Source organism: Bacillus sp. 05T31 (assembly GCF_056396725.1).
This window is the reverse complement of record NZ_JBFTMA010000605.1, coordinates 1-2,746: the sequence shown is the minus strand read 5'-3', so window position 1 is coordinate 2,746 and position 2,746 is coordinate 1. Positions and strand designations below refer to the sequence as shown.

The window sequence follows — 2,746 nt, the reverse complement described above, 5'->3', positions numbered from 1 at the left end:
CTAAAGTACCACCGATTGTTCCAGCAATAACTGCACCGACAAAGCTAATTTTACCATCTGCGACTAAAAAGCCAGCATACGAAAGTACAATTTCACTCGGGATAATTTCAATCATTAAAGCTAGYGCTACTCCAAAGTAWCCTAGACTTGCAAAGAATTGCAATAACTGATCTATTATGTTTGCTAACATTTTCTTTTCTATCTCCTTTTTTCTTCACATACCATCCCATTATTACATAAAGGTTGCATTCTGCCAATATCTTCATTTCAACAATATCATCGGCATAAGCATTATTAATCTATTAATATTTCTTTTTGAGGTTCTTTCATGTAGGCAAACATTTCTTTAATTTGCTCTTCTGTATTTCTAGCAATCGATAAATTAGGCAATTCATTCTCACCAAAAAACTCCACATCTTCTGTTTCAATACTAGTTTTCTTTTCGCCACCAATAATCTTACAGCCAATAAAAATTTTATATACATGTGTTGCTGAAGGCGATGGTTGATGTTTTTCTTTATCAAATATAGCGAGTAACTTAAAATCATCTACTTCATAGCCCGTCTCCTCTAAAACTTCTTTTGCTGCTACTTCTGTCGGCGTATAACCGATATCAGCCCATCCACCTGGCAATGCCCATTTCCCATCACTTTTTTCTTTCACAAATAATAACTTTTCATTTTGAAAAACGACTGCTCTTATATCAACTTTAGGTGTTTGATAGCCTGTCTCACTTGCAAATAAATTCTCTACTACTTCCCAATCTGTCTTTGTGTAATGTGACATCATTGAAACTGAAATGTCCCGTAATTGTTGGAAACGCTCTATATCATATACATCCTTAGAATACGTTAAACCCGCTTGAGCTATAGATTGTATTTGTTTTACCCAATCAATCCACTTGACCGTCATGTTTCCACATCTCCATTCTTTATTAAGTAAATATTACGTCAATTCAATTGATACATCTTTATTATACAAAAAAAGAGATTGATAATGTTCCAATCTCTTTCAAAATTAATCCAATTCATGTAAGTGGTCTTGTATATACTTCCTTCTTTTATTTATATATTCATCAATCATATCAGCTTCTTGATCAAATGTTTCTAATTTTTCTTTCATATATGGATCTTGTAGTAAATATGGACGAATCGACTCACACAAACCTTCTACTTTCGGCATCATAAACGAAACGGTAAATTGTTCTTCTAATATTTCTTCCAAAATACTTCGGTATTGTTTTCTAAATACAGGTATATCTAACAATCTTGCACTTAACGTATTATAACCTTGAATACGAATATATTCATGATTAAGTGGTCTCCCTTGTACATCTCGCCCCCAAGTCGCATCATAATCCCACGGTATCACTTCAAATAAATTTGTCTCATCGTTATGATATAGTGCATAGTTATGAACGAAACCATCAAAGTTTTGCGTAAAAATAACTCCAGCTAACCAGCGTAAATATTTATCAACATGAAGGTATTTCCCAATCTCTTTTTCATAATCTTCCCTCGATAGTGTATTTGCTTGATAAACGAATTCACTCAGTTGCTCTTCACTATTTTTATTCGAACATTTAAATTCATATCCTGCAAAAAGCTCAGTTTTAACATCTTTATCTCTCTCGCTCATTAAAGAAAAATTCGCATCATCATCTATCGCATAATATATAGATCCTCTCGGCAACCCTCTACTTTTTAAAAAGTTTTCATCAACCGATTCTAACTGTAAATATACGCCTTGGATTTGACCATTTATTTTTATAAATACATGCTGTGACTTCGGTGAAAGTACCCCGATATCATTGAAAAAATCGAGCGATAATTTATTTCGAATTAGAGATGGATCCATAAATTCAGAGTTTAAATGAAACTCTTTCGCGCCTTGAAATTTTTTCGGTTTATAAAACATAACATGATAAGACTTTTTCTCAAATTCGCGAATATGAGCCCCTCGGTATACGATATCAATGTCGTACTTCTTTTTTCCATAAGTTAATTTTGCTGGCACTGGACTATCTGACCAAATGTCCTTTTTCAATTCCACTAAGTACATTGGATGAACAAAAAAATCATATGAAGGCAGCATGTTTTCTCATCCCTTCTCAGTTCTCTTCATTCAATGTATGCGCCTTGTCTTGTCCATACATCCGCTATCATCTATTTATATAAAATTACACTCTTGTCCTGTTCAGAAAGACTTCATCTCTCATATCATGTTAAGGAAAAAGAATACCTTTTCAATTTAACACTCGATAAGGAGGATTTCTATGAAACGTGATATTAGAAAAGCTGTTGAAGAAATCAAAAGTGCTGGTATGGAGGATTTCTTACACCAAGATCCAAGTACTTTTGAGTGCGATGATGATAAATTCTCTCATCATAAATGTACAACAGGGTGTAAATGTACAACAGGGCRTAAATGTCCAAGAACAAGATGTACTCGCGTGAAACATTGTACTTTCGTTACAAAATGTACGCATGTTAAAAAATGGACGTTTGTTACGAAATGCACTCGTGTGCGCGTTCAAAAATGGACGTTCGTTACAAAAGTTACTCGTAGAAAAGAATGCGTTTTAGTTACAAAACGTACTCGCAGAAAACATTGTACGTTCGTTACAAAATGCATACGCTTTGAAAAGAAATTTTTCTGGACAAAACGAAGTATCTGTAAAAAATGCGAATTCTTCCCTCACGGACACGGTAGCTCTTGCGATGATGATTGTGATCATGGTAAAGAC

The 2,746-nt window shown here is 34.0% G+C and carries 3 protein-coding genes and 1 pseudogene; 1 reads left to right on the top strand and 3 read right to left on the bottom strand.

Features of this window, described 5'->3' with window-relative positions:
• The 3 genes and pseudogenes from AC1DJR_RS25035 to cotH all read right to left on the bottom strand — a co-directional run.
• A pseudogene (locus AC1DJR_RS25035) lies at positions 1 to 190 on the bottom strand (undecaprenyl phosphate transporter UptA); the annotation flags it as partial.
• 104 nt (positions 191 to 294) lie between these two features.
• Positions 295 to 912, bottom strand: a complete 618-nt coding sequence (locus AC1DJR_RS25030) for an NUDIX hydrolase N-terminal domain-containing protein (RefSeq protein ID WP_429688140.1) — start codon at positions 910 to 912, stop codon at positions 295 to 297.
• A gap of 105 nt (positions 913 to 1,017) precedes the next feature.
• A complete protein-coding gene (gene cotH / locus AC1DJR_RS25025; RefSeq protein ID WP_477003765.1) occupies positions 1,018 to 2,094 on the bottom strand; it encodes a spore coat protein CotH in 1,077 nt (358 codons plus the stop codon).
• Positions 2,095 to 2,275: 181 nt separating this feature from the next.
• Here cotH and exsB point away from each other — a divergent pair.
• Positions 2,276 to 2,746: exosporium protein ExsB (gene exsB / locus AC1DJR_RS25020; RefSeq protein WP_477003764.1), on the top strand; the 471-nt coding region annotated here is incomplete at its 3' end.